This is a genomic window from Runella sp. R5_40 (assembly GCF_057652295.1).
Genome location: NZ_JBYFCH010000016.1, coordinates 137,220 through 157,534 on the forward strand (window position 1 = coordinate 137,220; position 20,315 = coordinate 157,534).

A 20,315-nucleotide genomic window follows, 5' to 3' on the forward strand; every position below is an offset into this window, starting at 1 on the left:
TTATCGCAAACGATAGTTGCCTGTTTTTTTATTGTCTGATTATATCATCGACAAAAGCCGCCCAAACACGTTGATTTTTTTAACACATAGTACTTCCAACTATTCTAGCTTAGGAACGTTGTTTTCCTTGGTCAAATCGCGTGTTTTTTACCCAAAACGCTGCTTTTTCCTGTTTTTTATTCTTTTTTCATTGGCTGCCAAAGCCGAGGTAGGCCCCAACAAGCAGTACTTCTTGGTCAAAGATTTGACCCAAGATTGGCTAGTGTATGACCAACGCGAAAAAGAATACGTTCCCTACGTGGCCGAGCAGCACAATACCCAACTTTCCATCAATACCATTGTTGACATTGAAAGCAATCGGCATTATGAATTATTAATCTATGTCGATAAAAACAATTATTTGTTTTTGAATAGCTCCTTGAGACAAAACCTAAAAGGGGGACAGTGGTATGTAATGAGCATTGATAGTTTGTACAAAGCGTATCGCCGTCCGCAGCTAATGCTTACACTTTACGGCACCCCGGGGCAAGTTGGCAAGACGATACTCATTGGCCATAAAAAAGCCGCCATCGAAAAACTCATCACCATCGAGGAAGAATCGTTCTTAAATCTTCTTCCCAAAGAAGATGCCCGCATTTCCAATTTTTTCATTCTTGGAATGTTGTTTTTGCTCTCCTTTGCGGCCTTTCTTTTCAACGGTTATCCGCGCGCCTTCGAACGGCTCTATAGCCTCCCCGATTTGTTTCAGGTAGATGTCCGTGACGAATCGTTTTTAATCAACAAGCCCTTTAGTCGGGTCAACTTGTTGTTTGTGTTACTCTTGTGTTTTGAACTTGGCTATTTATACATTTTTACCCAAGACAAACAATATAATTTATTCTCGTCCAAAGAACTCATTCTCTCTGGCCAATCGCTTTTTGATACTTGGGTTGATTATGTCAAGGTCGTCTTTATTTGTTTGGGCTTACTGTTTGCAAAATACGCGGGACTGTACATTCTTGGCACTTTATATAACCTAGAAGGCGTAGCGAACATCCACTTTTTCAAAATCCTCCAATCTTCCCTACTATTTTACAGCAGTCTGCTTCTTTTGGCGGCCTTAACGTCGTTTTATATCGTTGATTGGACTGTTTTGGTACGTTCTATGCTGCTTATACCAGGCGTAATTTTCTACGTTTTGAGGATAATTCTCATCTTCTTTACAATTAGCAAGAGCACAACTGTTAAAAGTTTATATTTAATTTCGTACCTTTGCATCGTCGAATTAATCCCCCTCATCATCGGGGTTAGGTATGCCCTGTAGGAAGTTCTGATATGAGTGAAACGATTTTGATGCAACAAGACCGATTGAATAAAGTAGAGAGTATTCTTGTCTCACAAGCTCGTCCGAGTGACGAAAAATCCCCTTACTTCGAGTTAGCGCGCCGGTACAACCTCAAGGTTGATTTCCGTCCGTTTATAGAAATACAAGGGATATCATACAAAGATTTTCGTAAACAGAAAATCAACATTATGGACCATACGGCTATCATCTTTACGAGCCGTAACGCTGTTGACCACTTCTTCCGAATCTGTAAGGAGGCCAAGCTCGAAATGCCCGCAGAAATGAAATATTTTTGCGTGACCGAGCAAACCGCCAACTATTTGCAGAAATATATTCAGATTCGGAAACGCAAAATTTTTGCGGGTCAAAAAACAGCAGCCGATTTGCTTGATCTTATCAAAAAGCACAAAAACGAAAAGTTTTTATTCCCGTGCTCTGATAAGCGTCGCAATGATATTCCTGAGTTTATGGGCAACCATGAATTACACCTGACGGAAGCAGTCATGTACGAAACCGTGTCAGCCGATTTATCCGACTTGACCGATGTGTATTACGACATTTTGTGCTTTTTCAGTCCATCAGGAATTACGTCTTTGTTCCGTAACTTCCCTGATTTTGAGCAAAATAAAACCCGTATTGCTGCCTTTGGCCCAACAACCGCCAAAGCTGTAACGGATGCAGGTTTGATTTTGGACATTGAAGCACCAATGCCCAACGCTCCTTCCATGACAGGGGCACTCGAAATTTACATCAAAAAGGCCAATAACCTTTAAAAGTAAAAGCAACCAAACACCAATCCAATGAACTCTTGGGGGTAGTTGCAACATTAGAATCATTTTATGCGTTAATGATAAGGGTTGAAGATTCAACCCTTTTTTTATATCAAATTTTTTTCCCTAATTGTCGTTTGTATTGAAAATACCCCCTTTTTCTATATGAAATACCCACGGCTACTTCTATTGAGTATTATAAGTTGGTTAGGACATTCTGCCATCTCGCACGCCCAGCAGGACGCACAGTTTACGCTTTTTCCTTTCAGCCAGCTTTATTTTAACCCAGCTACGGCAGGGGAAGACGGTACGACGCGTTTTCAGCTTATCAACCGTATGCAATGGCAAGGTTATCAAACCTCCAGCGGCGAAGGTGGCGCACCCAATACCCTGATGTTTACGGGAAGCGTACCACTTAATTTTATTAAAAGCGCCATTGGGGTCAATTATGTAAACGACCGACTTGGCGCCATGGGCAGCCAAGAAGTGCAGTTGTCGTATGCTTACAAGATGAACATCAACGATAATACCTTAGCGCTTGGCGCTCGCGTTGGCTTTCAGAACCGTTACATTGATTTTAATAAATTAATCTCGCGTGACCCAGGAGACCCACTAATTCCAACTGGACGACTGGGACAAAGCCAGCCCGATATTGCCTTAGGGGCTTTTTACGATGCTACCACCTTTTACGTGGGTGCGAGTATCAATCACCTCAACCGTCCGAAGTTTAGTTTGAGTGGAGATGCTCAAAATGCCTTAGAACCCAACGCTTATCTAACCGCAGGTTATCGTTTTGAACCCATTTATGGTCTGATTGTTCAACCGATGGTGCTTGTAAAAACACCCGTTAATTTCAGTACCAAAACCCTTTCTATCGAAGGAGGTGCCATGGCGACTTGGAATGACTGGATTTTTGGAGGCATTACCTACCGCTTACAAGAATCGGTTAATTTGCTTGCGGGGGTCAATTGGCAATCATTTCGATTGGGTGGTGCGGTCGATTTAACAGGTTTTGGTAGAACAACCAAAGCCCCTGCATCGTTTGAAATGATGTTATCGTATGCCTTACCACCATTTGTTAAGCGCAAAGCAATGCCCGTTCGTACACCACGATTTAGATATTAGAAACAATCATAATTACCCTATTTATCAACTGTATTCTACTATTTGCTGAAACTTTTTTACTACGACAAGCCATTTGGCAGAATTATTGTTAGACCACCAGTACAGGTTTGATAAAAAGTTATCGCTTTTTTAGTAATTTTGGGCTGTTTTTAGAATTTTTAGGGCTCAGTAGCGAACCAATTGCGATAATAAACAACAGAAATTTAAAAACAAGCACACAATAAACTCATAGAACTTCGTTTCTATACTGAAATTTTGAATCTAACGGGAATAACCATGAACAAAAGGGGATTTTTCGGCTATGCCACCAAAGGAGCTTGGATTGTGATGGTAGCAGTTATGCTACAAAGCTGCGGTTTTGTCAAAGACAAATTTGGCGGTAAAAACAGCAAAGGAGGAAGTAAAGGTGGCAAAAAAGGAGCCAAACAAGAGGTCGGTGTTCGGAATGGGGAAGTCATTGCAGCTGGTCGTAAAGATTACAAGCAAGATACGCCCTATGGTATGGTCTTGATTCCTTCGGGCTCGTTCATGATGGGACAAGCTGATGAAGACGTAGCAGCAACGCAGGTGAACTTCAACCGCCGCGTGACAATTACTTCTTTCTACATGGACGATACTGAAATCACCAACCACGAGTACCGTCAATTCGTCACTGCTTTGATGACCGACTCACTTTCTGTACTAGGTGAAGAAGAAATCATGGCAAAGTATCACCCAGACACAACAGTATGGCGGAAAGACTTCACCTACCACAATGGTGACCCAATGACCGAATACTACTTTTCTCACCCAGCCTTCGATACGTACCCTGTTGTAGGTGTTAGCTGGAAAGCCGCTCGCTATTTCTCAACTTGGCGCTCTAATCTTTACAACGATTACCGTTCAAAAGAAGGAAAATACAGCTCGCCTAAGTTCCGTCTTCCGACCGAAGCAGAATGGGAATGGGCAGCGCGTGGTGGTCGTGCTTCGGCCAAATACCCTTGGGGTAACCCTTACGTAGCCAACGGCAAAGGTTGTTTCCTTGCGAACTTCAAACCACAACGTGGTAACTACGACGCCGACGGGTATCCTTACACCGCTCCTGCCAATGCCTACAACGCCAACGACTATGGCCTCTATAACATGGCAGGTAACGTAGCCGAATGGACACTAGATGCTTTTGCTGATAATGCCACAGTTGTTAACTGGGATATGAACCCGATGAACGATAACCCTGACGAACCACGTAAAATTATCCGTGGGGGTTCATGGAAAGACGTCGCTTATTTCCTCGAAACAGGAACACGTAGCTGGGAATACGAAGACAACAAACGTGCTTTCATCGGTTTCCGTTGCGTCGTTGAAAACCTAGCAGGCCGTGCAGCTACTGCCCGCGGAGGACGTAAAAGATAATCCATCAAAATGATTTTACTGAATTGGGGTGCTGCCCATAAAGCGGCACCCCAATTTTTGTCCCCCTTCTATATTAAAACAAACAATTTCTAACTGATCTCATAACCAATTTTTTTGATTAAATCATGGCAGCACAAAAGCAAGGTATTTTCTGGAGTAAAATAGTCCCTACTGCTTATGCGCTCGGTGCAGCGGTTGTTATCATCGGTGCCTGGGCAAAAATTACTCACGTCGAAGGTGGCGGTGAGATTCTAACAGTTGGTCTTTTGACTGAAGCTTTCATTTTCGTATTATATGCAGTTCAAAGTTTTCTATATCCTGCTGCCGACGAATACGCTTGGGAAAAAGTATATCCTGAATTATTAGATGATTCGGCTCCCGTAGCCGCTCCTCGCAAAGAAGAGAAAAAAGGTACTGGCTTAACTGCCAACATGGACAAAATGCTTGCTGAAGCAAACATCACTCCTGAGATTTTCCAAAATTTGGGTAAAAGCTTTAAGAGCTTGACGGATAATGTTTCAAAAATCGGCGATTTGACCGACGCAACCGTAGCTACGAACGATTACGCTAAAAATGTAAAATCAGCATCTGGCGCAATCAACGAAATGAACAAGTCGTACGGAGTGGCTATCAACGCCATGTCATCAATGGCGGATGCGACCAAAGACGCACAACAATACCGTGAGCAGTTTCAGCTCATTACTAAAAACATGGGCGCCCTTAATGCAGTTTACGAACTAGAATTGCAAGATACTACGAAACATTTGAAAGCGATGAACGCTTTCTACGGTAATTTGACGACTGCAATGTCAAACATGGCTGATGCGACGAAAGAATCACAGCAGTTCAAAGCCGAAATGTCTAAGTTGACTACCAACATCACGTCGCTTAACAATGTGTATGGTAACATGCTTGCTGCCATGCGTGGCTAAAACGTGTTCTTAGGTGTCGTACCAAGAGCAAGTATCTGTAATACCGTAAACTAAAACTGTAATCTACAAAAATGGCAGGAGGAAAAGAGTCACCCCGGCAGAAGATGATCGGGATGATGTATCTAGTACTAACAGCGATGTTGGCCTTGCAAGTGAGTTCGGCGTTATTGGAAAAATTCCAATTGTTGAACACAAGTATGGAAGGTTCGGCAAATGCTGCCAATAAAATAAATCAAAGAACGGTTGAAAGCATCCGCGACAAAGTGGAAAAGTCTGGAAATCGTGCGTTTGAAGTCGCTATCGTAAAACAAGCCGAAGATGTGCGCAAAATCGCCAGCGGGATTGTATCAGAGATAGATGCCATCAAAACAAAACTTATCGACGAAGCGGGCGGTGGAATTGACCCTGAAACGGGCAAAGTGAAAAACCCCAACGAAGAAGATAAGGTGGCTATCTACATGATTGGTCCTGGTAAAAATGGAAAAGCGTATGAGCTTAAAAGCAAGTTGAACGGTTTTGTTGACCAAATGAACAAGCTTGCTGGTACGAACTTTGCTCCGTTGGCTCTCGACGGCAAAGACGATCCTCTCGCTAAACGTGATGCTGATCAGCGCAACAAAGATTTTGCAGCTATCAACTTTGAACAAACGCCAGTTCCAGCAGCGTTGGCGGTATTGAGCCAACGTCAATCGGAAATCCGCCGTTTGGAAGCCGAGGTGTTGGATGCGCTCGCCGCAAAAGTAGGGGCAAAAGACATCAAGTTTGATAAAATTTTGGCCATGATTAGCGCCGAGTCTAAAGTAGTAGTAGCTGGGACGAAGTTCAAAGGCGAAATGTTTATTGCCGCTTCTTCTAGCGCCCTTACCCCACGCATGAGCTTGGGTGGTTCTCCAGTACGCGTTCAAGACGGAAAAGGAATCATTGAGTTTACGGCCCAAGGTGGTGCATACGACAAAGATGGTTTGGCTACGAAAGTATTGCAAGGGGTTATTTCATTCCCAACCCCAAGCGGACGTGACACTTCTATTTCAATGAAATATGAGTACAAAGTAGCTCGTCCAACGTACCAAATTGAAACAGGAACATTGCCTCCGCTTTACCTTGGTTGTAAAAACGTGTTGAGCGTACAAAGTGCTGCACTTGGTGCCTTGTGGAATCCATCATTTGGTGGCGATGGTGCCGAATTTATCAACAACGGTAAAGGGAAAGTAATCATCGTACCAAACAGCAGAAACGTAACCCTTAGCATTTCAAACCAAGGAAATGTAATGGGTAATGAGCCATTCCGCGTTACACCAGTTCCTCGTCCAAGTCTTGAGTATTACATCAATGGAGCCTTGGCAGATGAGCGTAAAGGTGTTCAGGCAAGTATGGCACGTAATATCCGCGTTGATGCCGTTGCTGACCCTAGCTTTAAAGCTTTCTCGCCTGAAGACGCAAGCTTCCGCGTTTCAGAAATGACCATTCGACTTGTACGTAACAACCGCCCTGTTGGTCAGCCTGTGGTTATTAGTGGCCCTAGTGGTTCTATTGCCCCATTGGCATCACAAGCGCAGGCTGGTGACCGTCTTTTCATCGAGGTTTCGGGCGTTCAACGTAAAAACTTTAAAGGAAGTGTAAACGATGCGGGGTTACCTACCCAGTTGAGAAACATTCCTTTGAACTAATATTTTTGCAGGAAACAAGCATATCGTTTGTAACAAATTGTTCGTTAATACCCTAGCGAATTAAATACAAAATAAAATGAACAGAGTCAAAACCTTATTGGGATGCGTAGCATTAGCTACTGTGAGCTTAGGAGCGTTGGCGCAGGAGAAAGATAACCGTGGGGTTAATCCGCTCTCAGTACGTGAATTTAATGATGCAGACATCATGATGAAACGTACACTGTGGCGTCGGTTGGATTTGAAGGAAAAGCAAAACCAGCCCATGTTTTCAAAAGGTAACGAAATCACCAAGTACATCATGGATGCCGTGAAAGCGGGCCTTTTGGATGCTTACGTTGACCAAGATATGACCAAGAAAATGACGATGGATGATTTTGTCAAAAAACTCCAAATCCCTAATCAAGGTCAGGTACTAACGGAGGAAGAAAAGAAAGCGGGCTTTGGGCTTGACAACGCTACTACAGGTACAGACGGCTGGGGCGACACCAAAAAGGATGACAAAAAAACAGCTGCCAAACCTGCTGATGATGGCTGGGGTGGTACTCCTAAAAAAGAAACGCAACCCGTTGACGATGGTTGGGGTGCAACTCCTAAAAAGAAAACCACTAAAGGCAAAAAAGGAGCTGTTGTAGCGAAAGTTCAACCTCCTAAAGTGGATTCTACAGAAATCAAGAAGAAGATGGCCGAAGAAGCTGCTGCAAAAGCCGCCGCTGAAGCTACTGCGCTTGCCGAGAACATGTACTTCCCTGATCAACTTTCTGTCTTAGAAATAAAAGAAGACTGGGTGTTTGACCGCAAACGTTCTCGTCAATACTATGACATTCAGACAGTGACGATTTACATTCCTGCCGATGTACACCCAGCTGGTCTTGAAATGCCTGTAGCTACGATTAAGTACAAAGATTTGGACAAGCTTTTCCGTAGTGACCCGAAAAAATTCATTTGGTTTAACGAATACAACACCGCACAACACAAAAACTTAGCCGATGCATTCGACTTACGTTTGTTTAACGGTCGTATTACTAAACTTTCAAACCCAATGGATCGCGACCTTATCAGTATCTATGGTAGCGAAAAATCAGCGCTTTGGAAATCAATTCAAGTTGAAAACGAATTGATGGAACTAGAGCACGGTTTGTGGGAATACTAATCAAACGAAACTACAAAAAAGGCGACCCGAGGGTCGCCTTTTTTGTTTTCCAACTTTTCATTTTCTAAGAAGGATATTCAATATGAGCACCTGTTTCGCGGTGCGTTTTACTTTCAAATAAGCGTTTCCAACCTTCTTGAATAAACCCAAAACCGTAGCCAAACAACTGAACAAAAGCCGCGATGACACTCAAAAAACCAACTTTTACACTTTTGGATTGACGGATAGCATCCATAAAAAGGAGCACAACATAAAGACACAAGAAGCCAGCCCCAAAATAAAACAACCACGGATGAATTAATCCTAAAAAAGGAATACTCAGGCAACCCAACGTAAACAACAACGGAAAGGTGTGTACCAATTTTAGCTCAGTAGGATAAAATCGTCCAATATTGATGCGAGCACGCCCAAAAAAGCGCAATTGCCGAAAAAAAGCCGCAAAGCCTGTCCTTCGCTTATGGTATATAAAAGCTTCGGGAATAAGGGCTGATTTGAAACCGAATCGTAATGCCGAAATACTGAAAATAATATCCTCCCCCATTCGGCTGATTTGAAAACCACCCGTTTTTTCCCACACTTTTCTCGACAATCCCATATTAAAACTTCGCGGGTGAAACGTACCGCCTAAATTGCTTTTCTTTCCCCGAATCCCGCCCGTCGTAAAAACGGAGGTCATTGAGTAGCTAATCGCTTTTTGAATGGGTGTAAAACTTGGATGGTCGGTATCAGGGCCACCGTACAAGTCCACATAATCGGTATTTAAGCGATTGTCAACGATGGCTAAGTAATTGGGTTCTAAGAGGGCATCCGAATCTAAGAGAATAAAATAATCGCCTTTGGCTCGTTCAAAACCATAGTTTCTCGCAAACCCTTGCCCGCCGTTTTCTTTGTAATAGTAAGCAATTTTCAAGTGTGACTTAAAGGAGTCAACAACGTCTTTACATTTGATTTTGGAGCCATCTTCCACCACCACAACCTCAAAATTTTTGAAGGTTTGTTGGGCAAGGCACTCCAATAACTCGCCTAATTCATCGGGGCGATTATAAACGGGAATGATAATACTATAGTTGCGCATATCGCATGATTTACCACGGCAAGTTACTATAATTTTCAGCAAGATTGACCAACCTCCCCTTTGAACATGACTTTTGAAGAAACAGCGTACAACAACTCACGGAGAATTTTAAGTTGGGCAGAAGAAGACCGTCCCCGCGAAAAACTATTGTTAAAAGGAAAAGGAGCACTATCTGATGCCGAGCTCATTGCCATTTTAATTGGCTCGGGCACGCGAGAATTATCGGCGGTTGATTTGTCAAAAATTATCCTTCAAAAAGCGAGCAACAACCTCAATGAGTTAGCCAAACTTAGCCTGAAGGATTTGATGAAAATCAAAGGAATTGGCGAAGCAAAAGCCATTTCAATTGCCGCAGCCTTGGAATTAGGAAGGCGCAGGAAAGACAGCGACGTAGTGCGTCGCCCCAAGATAACTTCCTCTAAAGATGCTTATGAACAAATCAGGTCGTACTTGATGGATTTGCCCCACGAAGAATTTTGGGTTTTACTCCTCACCCGTTCCAATGAAGTCATACGCCCCGTTCAAATTAGTCAAGGAGGCATTTCGGGTACCGTTGCCGACCCCAAAATCATTTTTAAATCAGCTTTAGAACACCTTGCGAGTTCGATGATTTTGGTGCATAATCATCCTTCTGGCAACCTAAAACCAAGTGAGGCAGACAAAGAGCTTACCCGTCGGCTGGTAACTTCAGGCAAATTACTTGACATTCCGATTTTAGATCATTTGATTATCTCTGAACTTGGCTACCTAAGTTTTGCCGATGAAGGGCTGTTGTAACCAATGTCGAATTTTCTCTATAAAAAACCTCCGTAGGTGCAAAACGTATCACGCCTACGGAGGTTTTTATGAATTTTGTGCTCTTAACCTTACTCCACTTTCACCACCTTTAGCGTCGCTTGCTGGTCAGCCGTCGAAACCTTCAAGAAATACATCCCCGTCGGTAACGCATTTACCCCAAACTCCTCTTGGTGGGTGTTCGTCTCGGGCACAAATTGACGGCTTAAAACGTCACGCCCTGCGGCATCGGTTAATACCGTTTGCACCACTTGCCCCTTGCTATCTTGCACCTTCAAGCGAAGCGTATGCGTAACAGGGTTGGGCAGAACCGTGGCGAATGCTCCGTTATCAGTTATCTGTTTTCCGTTATCCGACCCATTGCCGTGCGACGGTCCGACCCTTGCTCCTTGCCCTTTGCTTTTTGCCTCTTGCTCCTTGCCATTTGCCCCTTCTCTCGCTGCTCCCACACCTACCCCATCTTTCGACTGGATTCTGAACCAATATTCTTGATAGGCTAACACGTTCCCTTGCGGTTTGCGGGTCGATGGGTAAATGCTGCCCCAGCCTTTTTGGTCCCAATAACGAATGCCTAACTTGTACAACCCTTTCGGTAAACCTGCATCGTAGGAATTTTCGCCCGCACCGTTGTCTTGGTAAAAACCGTAGGCGGGGTGGTTTTGAGCGTACAACTCCGTCCAGCCTTCACGGTTGGCGTACATGAAGTAAGGCGCATTGTTTTCGTGCGTATTGAAGGAGCGAATTATGCCCATTTCGGGCGTCGCCAACATGTCGAACGTCAACGAGCCGTCGGTGCTTAATCCACACGCTTCTACGTTGATCGTCCAATAGCGTGGCGCTTGTTTATTGGCGTTTTCTACGTAATACAAAGTCGGATTTACCTGCGTACTTTGTTCCAATTCGGGGCCGCCGTCGCGCGTGATGAATTGACTTGACCAAACACTTGGGTCGTTGGTTTTTATCGCTGATTTGCTCTCGCCAATGTTTATCAACGTCACTACGAACGCGTTCCAGTACACATCTTTGCGAATACTTTCGGCGCTCTGACAACCGCCTTCAAAAAGACACTTTGCCCAATACGTCTGCTTGGTCACGTTGCTGAATGCTACCTCAAAACTGGAGGCCGTTACGCCCGTGTTCCAGAACGTTTGACTTCCTGCGGGACAGTTGGCTGAAATTTTCACCGTTGTTCCCGTACAAACGATGTCTTGACTTGCCGTAATCGCTGGCGCGACGTGAATTGGCGTCACTGTGAATGTCACCACATTGCTCTTTTCACTCACACAGCCATTTTCCGTCTGACAACGAGCGTAGTATGAGATTGTTTCCAGAGGTAAGCTCGCAGGCAAACTTGGCAAGGCCACATTTGTGCTAGCATTGTACCAAACCGTCCGCAAACTTCCGCATGACGATTGGCCACTAAAGCTTGAACCACTGTTGCAGCTTCCCGTCGAGGACAACGATACCGTCGGTGCCGATGGAATTACTACCAATTTTAACCGCATCACTCCTGATTCTGATTCCACACAGGAAACCGTTCCACCTAATTGGCGACAACGTACGCGGTAATTGTGGTACTGATTATCCACCAAACCAACGGGCACACCAGCGCTGTATTCACCGCCATCCACCGAATAAAGCACTACTTCATTTGCCCCACAATTGGTCGTAAAACTAAGTGGTATATTCACCAAACTACACACCTCCTTGGTCTCTCCAACGGCTACACTCACACCATCCACTAGCATTGTTACATTTTGTGGTACCGTTGAACGGTAATTAATCGTCAACTCAATCGGACTCGTGTACGTCACTGGACAACTCGCATCACAGGCCGCTTGGTAGCGGTGGGGTTGGTTAGTGGAAGACTGGGAAACTGGAGCATTGGGTGACCATGCGCTCCACGAACCACTGCCCACTTGAACTCGCCAAACGGGCGACCCCGAAACACAAGAACCCGAAACCGTAAACTGTAACCCGTTAACAGGATTCGCATCCGTGTCGCAGAAGGTTTGGCTGTTGCCTTCGTTAAGCGTTTGTTGTAAAGTAGTCAACGTAATCGTAGGTTTACTTATCACTGTCACCGTAAACGAACACTCCGCTGTCTGACCATTCGCCGCCGTCACTTTGAACGTATTGGTCGTTATTCCTACGGGAAAAACACTGCCCGTGGGTAAGCCCGCGATTTGCGTCGTCACTGCTCCCAAACAATTATCCATTCCCACGGGAGGGGTAAACGTAATCGTCTGACCTGCACATCCAACCACGTTTGCTGGACACGAAATCGTGGGCGCAATATTATCAAGAACCGTATAGACAAAGCTCCAGACTGCCGTATTCCCTTCACAATCCGTGTAGGTATAAGTATAGGTTCGTGTTCCTTCGCACAACAGCGGATTTGGACTGTTGGTTATCACGGGCGCACTCGGAGTTAGCACCTCCCCACAAGCACTCATCACCGTCGGTGGCGTTGGAGCTACCGCTAACGCGGGGTCATACACCGTTGCCGAACCATTCGCTACAACAATCGTAAACGGCTCCCGTTCAATGGCATAGACAAAACTCCACGTCGCCGTAGCGCTTCCACATACGTAGCTATACGTGTAAGTACGCGTCCCTTCGCACGTCAGTGGGTCGGGGTTGTTGGTAATTACAGGGGCGGATGGTGTAATCGGATTGCCGTTACAATCATTGACCAAGGGAAGCGTTGGAGCAATGGCCAAAGCAGGGCAAGACACCACGGCCGAGCCATTGACAGGAACCACCAACGCAGGCACCGTCCCTGGGACAGTCGTCACCGATGACTCTGGACTCATTTGATTCGCATCAGAATTGCACACACAACGCGTTTTGATGGTTTGGGCGGGTCCCGTCTGTGCATAGGTCGGTAGCGTCGTACTCCAACCGCCGACATTGAGCTGGTATTGTAAGGTCGAGCCCACAGGGCAACTGCCACTTGGTGCGAAAATACTGCCGCCACCTATCATACAACCTGCCTGACAAACACTGTTGGTCACTTGCACCGCTGGCGCTACTGCTGTCAACACGGGACAAACTGGGCACGTGCCTGGCACGGTTGTCACGGTGCTCATTGGACTTGATTTAGTCACGTCGGCAGTACAGTTGCAACGCGTTACTATCGTCTGCGCGGGGCCTGTTTGCGCGTAAGTCGGCAAAGTCGTGCTCCAATTTCCGCCGTTGTCGGTCGAATATTGTAGAGTCGAACCTGCGGGACAACTGCCACTTGGCGAGCTGATACTACCACCCGATGCCGTTCCGCCATAAGTCGTGCAAACACTGTTGGTCACTTGTACCGCGGGCGCTGCTGCTGTCAAATCGGGACAAGCTGGGCACGTGCCTGGTACGGTTGTCACGGTGCTCATTGGACTTGATTTAGTCGCGTCGGCAGTACAGTTGCAACGCGTTACTATCGTCTGTGCGGGGCCTGTTTGGGCGTAAATCGGCAAAGTCGTGCTCCAATTTCCGCCGTTATCGGTCGAATATTGTAACGTAGAACCTGCGGGGCAGCTGCCACTTGGCGCGCTGATAACGCCCCCTGAAGCCATTCCATTAAACGTTGTACAAACACTGTTGGTCACTTGTACCGCTGGGGCTGCTGCTGTCAAATCGGGACAAGCTGGACACGTGCCTGGGACGGTCGTTACCGTGCTCGTCGGACTTGATTTAGTTGCGTCAGCAGTACAGTTACAACGCGTTACTATCGTCTGCGCGGGGCCTGTTTGCGCGTAAGTAGGCAAAGTTGTGCTCCAATTACTGCCGTTATCGGTTGAATATTGTAAGGTCGAACCTGTGGGACAACTGCCACTTGGCGCGCTGATAACGCCCCCTGAAGCCGTTCCGCCATAAGTCGTGCAAACACTGTTGGCCACTTGCACCACTGGCGCTGCTGCTGTCAAATCAGGACAAGCTGGACACGTGCCTGGAACGGTCGTTACCGTGCTCGTTGGACTTGATTTAGTCACGTCGGCAGTACAGTTGCAACGCGTTAAAATCGTCTGCGCAGGGCCCGATTGTTCGTAAGTCGGTACCGTTGTGCTCCAGTTACCACCGTTATCGGTTGAATATTGTAAGGTCGAACCTGTGGGGCAGCTGCCACTTGGTACGCTGATAACACCTCCCGAGGCCGTTCCATTAAACGTTGTACAAATACTGTTCGTCACTTGTACCGCTGGGGCTGCGGCTGTCAACACGGGACAAGTTGGGCACGTGCCTGGTACGGTTGTCACGGTGCTCATTGGGCTTGAGTTAGTCACGTCAGCAGTACAGTTGCAACGCGTTACTATCGTTTGCGCAGGGCCTGTTTGCGCGTAAGTAGGCAAAGTTGTACTCCAATTTCCGCCGTTGTCGGTCGAATATTGTAAGGTCGAACCTACGGGACAGCTGCCACTTGGTGCGCTGATAACGCCACCCGATGCCGTTCCATTAAACGTTGTACAAACACTGTTCGTTACTTGCACCGCTGGGGCTACTGCTGTCAAATCGGGACAAGCTGGGCACGTGCCTGGAACCGTCGTTACTGTGCTCGTTGGACTTGAGTTAGCTCCACAATTGCAACGCGTTAAAATCGTCTGCGCGGGGCCTGTTTGCGCGTAAGTCGGCAAAGTCGTGCTCCAATTACCGCCGTTATCCGTTGAATACTGTAACGTAGAACCTTCGGGGCAACTGCCACTTGGTGCGCTAATAACACCACCCGATGCCGTTCCATTAAAAGTCGTACAAACACTGTTGGTCACTTGTACCGCTGGGGCTGCGGCTGTCAACACGGGACAAGTTGGGCACGTGCCTGGTACGGTTGTCACGGTGCTCATTGGGCTTGAGTTAGCTCCACAGTTGCAACGCGTTACTATCGTCTGCGCGGGTCCCGTTTGCGCGTACGTCGGCAGGTTTACACTCCAGTTACCACCGTTATCCGTTGAATATTGTAAGGTCGAACCTGCGGGACAACTGCCACTCGGCGCGCTGATAACGCCCCCCGAAGCCATTCCCCCATAAGTTGTACAAACACTGTTCGTCACTTGCACCGCTGGCGCCGCTGCCATCAAATCAGGACAAGCTGGACACGTGCCTGGTATGGTTGTCACGGTGCTCATTGGGCTTGAGTTAGCTCCACAGTTGCAACGCGTTACTATCGTCTGCGCAGGTCCCGTTTGCGCGTACGTCGGCAGGTGTACACTCCAGTTACCACCGTTATCCGTTGAATATTGTAACGTAGAACCTGCGGGGCAGCTGCCACTTGGCGCGCTGATAACACCACCCGATGCCGTTCCATTAAACGTTGTACAAACACTGTTGGTCACTTTTACCGCTGGGGCCGCTGCCGTCAAATCAGGACAAGCTGGACACGTGCCTGGGACAGTCGTTACCATGCTCGTTGGGCCAAAACTTGCGGGATTGGTATCACATGTACAACGAGTCAAAATCGTCTGAGCAGGACCTGTTTGAGCATAAATCGGTAAGGTTGTACTCCAGTTACCGCCGTTATCGGTCGAATAGTATAAGCTCGAACCTGCGGGACAACTGCCACTTGGTGCGCTGATAACGCCACCTGAGGGTGTTCCTCCATAAGTTGAACAAACACTGTTAGTCACTTGTACCGCGGGCGCTGCTGCTGTCAAATCGGGACAAGCTGGGCACGTGCCTGGAACCGTCGTTACTGTGCTCGTTGGACTTGAGTTAGCTCCACAGTTGCAACGCGTTAAAATCGTCTGCGCGGGGCCTGTTTGCGCGTAAGTCGGCAAAGTCGTGCTCCAATTACCGCCGTTATCCGTTGAATACTGTAACGTAGAACCTTCGGGGCAACTGCCACTTGGTGCGCTAATAACACCTCCCGATGCCGTTCCATTAAAAGTCGTACAAACACTGTTCGTCACTTGTACCGCTGGCGCTGCGGCTGTCAACACCGGACAAGTTGGGCACGTGCCTGGTACGGTTGTCACGGTGCTCATTGGGCTTGAGTTAGCTCCACAGTTGCAACGCGTTACTATCGTCTGCGCGGGGCCTGTTTGGGCGTAAGTCGGCAAAATTGTGTTCCAATTACCGCCGTTGTCAGTCGAATATTGTAAGGTCGAACCTGCGGGGCAGCTGCCACTTGGTACGCTGATAACACCTCCCGAGGCCGTTCCCCCATAAGTTGTGCAAACACTGTTCGTCACTTGTACCGCGGGCGCTGCTACCGTCAAATCGGGACAAACTGGGCACGTACCTGGAACCGTCGTTACCGTGCTCGTTGGGCTTGAGTTAGCTCCACAGTTGCAACGCGTTACTATCGTCTGCGCAGGCCCTGTTTGCGCATAAGTGGGCAAAGTCGTGCTCCAATTTCCACCGTTATCGGTTGAATATTGTAAGGTCGAACCTGTGGGACAGCTGCCACTTGGCGCAATGATACTACCACCCGAGGCCGTTCCCCCATAAGTCATACAAACACTGTTCGTCACTTGTACCGCTGGCGCTGCTACCGTCAAATCGGGACAAGCTGGGCACGTACCTGGAACTGTCGTTACCGTGCTCGTTGGACTTGAGTTAGCTCCACAGTTGCAACGCGTTAAAATCGTTTGTGCAGGCCCTGTTTGCGCATACGTGGGCAAAGTCGTGCTCCAATTCCCACCGTTATCGGTCGAATATTGTAAAATCGAACCTGCGGGGCAGCTGCCACTTGGCGCGCTGATACTACCACCCGATGCCGTTCCATTAAACGTTGTACAAACACTGTTCGTTACTTGCACCGCTGGGGCTACTGCTGTCAAATCGGGACAAGCTGGGCACGTGCCTGGGACGGTCGTTACCGTGCTCGTTGGGCCAAAACTTGCGGGATTAGCATCACATGTACAACGAGTCAAGATTGTCTGCGCAGGGCCTGATTGTTCGTAAGTCGGTACCGTTGTGCTCCAGTTACCGCCGTTATCGGTCGAATAGTATAAGCTCGAACCTGCGGGACAACTGCCACTTGGTGCGCTGATAGCGCCACCTGATGCCGTTCCATTAAACGTTGTACAAACACTGTTCGTTACTTGCACCGCTGGGGCTACTGCTGTCAAATCAGGACAAGCTGGACACGTACCTGGGACAGTCGTTACCATGCTCGTTGGGCCAAAACTTGCGGGATTAGCATCACATGTACAACGAGTCAAGATTGTCTGCGCAGGACCTGTTTGAGCATAAATCGGTAAGGTTGTACTCCAATTACCGCCGTTATCGGTCGAATAGTATAAGCTCGAACCTGCGGGACAACTGCCACTTGGTGCGCTGATAACGCCACCTGAGGGTGTGCCCCCTACTGTTGTACAAGTACTGTTAGTCACTTGGGCTATTGGTGCTACTGCGTCAAACGTACCCTGATATTCGTACGCGCCCATATCTACCCTGCCACTATTGTAAAACCGTGGATTTCCTTCCAAATCTAAACTCCCTACCGTAGCTGAAGTAGTAGCAGGGTCACCTGCATTGATGGCGGGGGAGCATTGTTGAAGGCGAAAATCACCGTTGGCAGCATTGATAAAAAGTGGATCAGCAGGCAAGTTCCCCGTACCAGTATAACCACCCTGCACAATGGAGTAAGTGACACTTGAGTTGCTATTAGTCAAATTATGTTTTCCCCAAATGATACAATTAGTAAAGAACGGGAACCCTGAACCATAATAAATTTCAGTCGGAGAATTGCCAGAAAATGTACAGTTTATAAAATTTGGGTTCGCTGACAAACTGTTGTTTATCCCCCCGCCGCTAAATGCTGAATTGCCAAAAAAACGACAATTGGTCACAACAGGAGAGGATATGTAGTTGTATAGCCCACCGCCAAATATGCTCGCTGAATTACCAGAGAAACTACAGTTAGACACCGTCGGGGAGGAAGCGAAGTTAACCATTCCTCCGCCACCTTGGTCTGGATAACTACCATTTGCGTTACCCATCGTAACGGTAAAACCATCAAGAATGGCAGTATTGTTCAAGCCATTGTCAATATTAGCTATGACATGATAGCTATTATCGCTGTTATTACCTGCCTCTCCAATATCCCCACTAAGGGTAGTTACGTTTGTTCTCCAATTCCTCTGTGAAAGCTGCGTCTCTGTACCAATAAAACCTCCATAAATAGCCACCCCGTTTACCATCACAAAGGTTTTGGTGCGGGCATTGGCTGGGGACGTATTACCTGAAGCATCGGCACTAGGTTTATACGTTCCCGCCGCTACCCAGATTTGGGAAACGCAAGAAGGATTGGCACGAGCCACGCTAAGCGCTGATTGTAAATCCGTGTAAGCATTTGCCCAAGAACGGCCGTTGTTGCTGCCAGAAGCCGACGCATTGACAAAGACAATGCCATTATTACTGATACAAGCGCACACATCATAGGTAGATTGATATTCGTAGGCACCTATATCAATTCTACCATTATTATAAAAACGTGGATTTCCCGCTAAATCCACATTCCCCACCGTAGCAGAGGTAGTGGCAAGAGCACCTGCATTGATGGCAGGAGAGCAGGGTTGTAGGCGAAGATCCCCCGATGCACCAAGCCCAATAGATGGCGGCAAAAGGAAGAATGGATCTGCATTACCATCTCCATTTGGACAGTTGACACAATTACCCCACCCTCCTTTTATAATGGAATTATTTACTGATGGAGTAGAAGAAATAGCAACAAGCATTTCTCCACCACCTCCTCCATTTCCCCAGATGATACAATTAAAGTACGAAGGTGACGGAGTGGAAATATTGTGCACAGCAGCAGATATACTGGAATTGCCAGAAAAACTACAATTGGTATATAATGGAGCAGATTCATAGCTAGCAACTGCGCCCCCAAAATCTCCTTTGTTACCAGTAAAAATGCAATTGCTGATTACTGCATTAGCATTATAGACGTTTAGTATCGCACCACCATATACAGAGGCATTATTATTAGTAAAGATACAATTTATAATCGTAGGAGAAGTATTATAATTAAATATTCCACCACCATAACGTTGATAAATCATCTCATCACTGATTAAATTGGCATTCCCTTTCGTAATAGTAAAGCCGTCTAAGACGGCGTTAGAAGGGGTAAGTCCATTGTTCATGTTGTAAATCACGTGGTAACTATTATCCCTATTGTCACCTAGTTCACCAATGTCACCACTCAAAATAGTAGAATTCGTTGTCCAGTTTCTATCTCCCATCGTAGGGTTACCCGAATTGGGAAAACCACCATAGATAGCAACATCTTTGACCATCACAAACGAGGCATTACGGTCAGATGCGTGGGGTTTATACGTCCCTGCTGCTACCCAAATTTGCCCCCCTGGGCAAGTCGAAATTAATGCATCTTGTAACGAAACAAACGCATCTGCCCACGAACTACCATTGTTAGCCCCGGCTGTAGCATTGACATTGACGTAAATCGTCGTGCCCCTAGCCCCAATCGTATAAGTTTGATCCGTAAAAAGATCGGGATTGTATTTGAGGCGAATCCGCACGGTATAGGTTCCTGGCGTCGTGCCTGTGCCAGTTGTCACGTCAAACGGTTCGGCGGCGATACTCGTAAAGGTTGGATTCCCCGAAAAGCTGGTTCCCGAAACAATGGCGTATTCCACAACGTCGTTGGGAAAACCGTTGAGGTCGCCCGTTAAGTCAATGTTTATGCTGCCTTGGTTAGAACCACAATTGGGCAACGTCGGCGTAACGATGGCCGAAAACGCCGCCGTACCGAGGCACTGAATAATCACTTGACCACCTGAGGAGTTGGCGTTCGGAAAATTACTTTGATTGGTTCCAATATTATAAGACCCGCCGCCGCTGCCACCACTGCCGCTGCTGGTGCCCGCATTGCCACCGCTGTAGCCGCCACCGCCGCCACCACCGCTGCTGCCACCACTACCACCAGCCCCAAATCCGCCGCCACCAAATCCAACATCACTACTGTTCATTGGGGCAGAGCCGCCAGTACCATCGTAGCCGCCGCCACCCGCTAAACTGTTGGTGCCGTTTTGGCCATTTCCGCTCAAACCACCACCGCCACCACCGCCGTTGCTGGCACTGCCGCCGTTGGTACCTGAGTTGGTAATGGGCGCACCTCCGCCATCACC

10 protein-coding genes are annotated in these 20,315 nt (G+C 47.2%); 8 read left to right on the forward strand and 2 right to left on the reverse strand.

What is annotated here, in order from left to right; all coding sequences use genetic code 11:
* Positions 1 to 70: 70 nt before the first annotated feature.
* From AC23N5_RS22550 to porN, 7 genes are all read left to right on the forward strand, one after another.
* The gene (locus AC23N5_RS22550; RefSeq protein WP_487757353.1) at positions 71 to 1,303 is read left to right on the forward strand and encodes a DUF4271 domain-containing protein; all 1,233 of its coding nucleotides are present in this window, start codon (positions 71 to 73) and stop codon (positions 1,301 to 1,303) included.
* 11 nt (positions 1,304 to 1,314) lie between these two features.
* Positions 1,315 to 2,097, forward strand: coding sequence for a uroporphyrinogen-III synthase (locus AC23N5_RS22555; protein WP_183973783.1), 783 nt, complete (start codon positions 1,315 to 1,317; stop codon positions 2,095 to 2,097).
* Positions 2,098 to 2,259: 162 nt separating this feature from the next.
* Complete coding sequence (locus AC23N5_RS22560; protein WP_037301335.1) at positions 2,260 to 3,219, forward strand: PorP/SprF family type IX secretion system membrane protein; 960 nt, start codon at positions 2,260 to 2,262, stop codon at positions 3,217 to 3,219.
* A 276-nt stretch (positions 3,220 to 3,495) separates the two neighbouring features.
* Complete coding sequence (gene porK / locus AC23N5_RS22565; RefSeq protein ID WP_028525221.1) at positions 3,496 to 4,611, forward strand: T9SS ring complex lipoprotein PorK/GldK; 1,116 nt, start codon at positions 3,496 to 3,498, stop codon at positions 4,609 to 4,611.
* 125 nt (positions 4,612 to 4,736) lie between these two features.
* Positions 4,737 to 5,543, forward strand: a complete 807-nt coding sequence (porL, locus tag AC23N5_RS22570) for a type IX secretion system motor protein PorL/GldL (RefSeq protein ID WP_487757354.1) — start codon at positions 4,737 to 4,739, stop codon at positions 5,541 to 5,543.
* A 113-nt stretch (positions 5,544 to 5,656) separates the two neighbouring features.
* Positions 5,657 to 7,210, forward strand: a complete 1,554-nt coding sequence (gene porM / locus AC23N5_RS22575; RefSeq protein WP_487757355.1) for a type IX secretion system motor protein PorM/GldM — start codon at positions 5,657 to 5,659, stop codon at positions 7,208 to 7,210.
* Positions 7,211 to 7,286: 76 nt separating this feature from the next.
* Positions 7,287 to 8,360, forward strand: coding sequence for a type IX secretion system ring subunit PorN/GldN (gene porN / locus AC23N5_RS22580; protein WP_487757356.1), 1,074 nt, complete (start codon positions 7,287 to 7,289; stop codon positions 8,358 to 8,360).
* A gap of 64 nt (positions 8,361 to 8,424) precedes the next feature.
* Here the strand turns inward: porN and AC23N5_RS22585 are convergent, their stop codons facing one another.
* Entirely contained in the window at positions 8,425 to 9,435 is a 1,011-nt protein-coding gene (locus tag AC23N5_RS22585) for a glycosyltransferase family 2 protein (protein WP_487757357.1), read from the reverse strand.
* A 66-nt stretch (positions 9,436 to 9,501) separates the two neighbouring features.
* On the opposite strand from AC23N5_RS22585, the gene radC reads away from it, so the two are divergent.
* Entirely contained in the window at positions 9,502 to 10,212 is a 711-nt protein-coding gene (radC, locus tag AC23N5_RS22590; RefSeq protein WP_487757358.1) for a RadC family protein, read from the forward strand.
* 89 nt (positions 10,213 to 10,301) lie between these two features.
* Here the strand turns inward: radC and AC23N5_RS22595 are convergent.
* A partial coding sequence (locus AC23N5_RS22595; protein WP_487757359.1) for an HYR-like domain-containing protein occupies positions 10,302 to 20,315 on the reverse strand: 10,014 nt, incomplete at its 5' end.

Coding starts and splice junctions, on each gene's coding strand:
- AC23N5_RS22555 (WP_183973783.1), top strand. CDS start 1,315: ATGAGTGAAACGATTTTGATGCAACAAGACCGATTGAATAAAGTAGAG.
- AC23N5_RS22560 (WP_037301335.1), top strand. CDS start 2,260: ATGAAATACCCACGGCTACTTCTATTGAGTATTATAAGTTGGTTAGGA.
- porK (WP_028525221.1), top strand. CDS start 3,496: ATGAACAAAAGGGGATTTTTCGGCTATGCCACCAAAGGAGCTTGGATT.
- porL (WP_487757354.1), top strand. CDS start 4,737: ATGGCAGCACAAAAGCAAGGTATTTTCTGGAGTAAAATAGTCCCTACT.
- porM (WP_487757355.1), top strand. CDS start 5,657: ATGATGTATCTAGTACTAACAGCGATGTTGGCCTTGCAAGTGAGTTCG.
- porN (WP_487757356.1), top strand. CDS start 7,287: ATGAACAGAGTCAAAACCTTATTGGGATGCGTAGCATTAGCTACTGTG.
- AC23N5_RS22585 (WP_487757357.1), bottom strand. CDS start 9,435: ATGCGCAACTATAGTATTATCATTCCCGTTTATAATCGCCCCGATGAA.
- radC (WP_487757358.1), top strand. CDS start 9,502: ATGACTTTTGAAGAAACAGCGTACAACAACTCACGGAGAATTTTAAGT.